At 42.5% G+C, this 1,192-nt stretch carries 1 pseudogene; it reads right to left on the reverse strand.

Annotation, left to right across the window (positions count from 1 at the left end):
* Positions 1 to 48: 48 nt before the first annotated feature.
* Positions 49 to 1,128, reverse strand: a pseudogene (locus tag MHM89_RS18770) (IS3 family transposase).
* Positions 1,129 to 1,192: the final 64 nt, after the last annotated feature.

Below are 1,192 nucleotides of genomic sequence, written 5' to 3' on the forward strand. Positions count from 1 at the left end.
TGACCTTTCCCCTGAATTAGTACCATTCATTCGATGAGATAATTCATATTAAGCGGCCCGTTTAGCAAACTCAACTGGCGATAAATAATTCAGCGAACTGTGTGGTCGAACATGATTATAATGTTCTCGCCATAAATCAATTTCATACCTTGCTTCTTCCATCGTCCTGAACCAGTGCTGGTTTAAACACTCATTTCTGAATTTACCATTTAAGCTTTCAACAAAAGCGTTTTGAGTTGGCTTCCCGGGCTGGATAAAGCTGAGTTTTACTTTGGTTTCTTTTGACCAGAAGAACATGGCTTTGCTCGTAAACTCTGTGCCGTTATCACACACTATTGAATTAGGTGCGCCTCGTGTTTCTTTCTATCATCTCAGATAAAAATCGAGCAACCTGTTTGCCACTAATTGAAACACAGACAAGCTGCCCGACCATTTCTCGTGAATAATCATCAACCACATTCAGCGTTCTGAAGCGTCGACCATTGGCTAGCTGATCTGAAACAAAGTCCATAGACCAGCGCTGGTTCGGCTTTGACGGTACTTCCAAAGGAAGTCCTGACCGTTGTACTTTCTTCCGCTTTTTGGTGCGAACTTGGAGCCCTTCTTCCGTATAAAGACGATATGTCTGCTTTTTATTCCTCACTAAGCCCTCAGCTTTTAACAGGCCGTGAAGCATCAAATAACCATAACGAGGGTATTCAGTAGCTAAGCGTTTTAATCGCTCTCTTAGTGTGTTATCTGCCTTCGCTCTTGGACGATATCGAAATGCGGTTCGGCTAACCCCTGATAGTTGGCATGCAGCTCGCTCACTGAGGTTAAATAGCTCGATGAGGTGGCTAGCGATCCGTTTCTTATCCGAAGGCTTCACCACTTTTTTGAGAGCACATCCTTCATACCTTCAACTTCAAGCATCTTGTCAGCCAACAAACGCTTGAGCTTATTGTTCTCTGATTCAAGCTCTTTTAAACGCTTGGCTTCATTTACTTCTAGGCCTGCATATTTACTGCGCCAGTTATAAAAAGTGCCTGTCGATACTCCCATCTCTCGGCAAATATCATCAACTTTAGCGCCAGCTTCATGTTGTTTGATTGCTCGGATAATTTGTTCTTCGGTGTAACGTTTTTTCATTTTGAGATCTCCATTGTCTCCAGTTTATTAGAAATCTCATCAAAGTCATGGTGTTAATTTTGGG

This window comes from Pseudoalteromonas sp. CNC9-20, assembly GCF_022347875.1.
GTDB lineage: Bacteria > Pseudomonadota > Gammaproteobacteria > Enterobacterales > Alteromonadaceae > Pseudoalteromonas > Pseudoalteromonas ruthenica.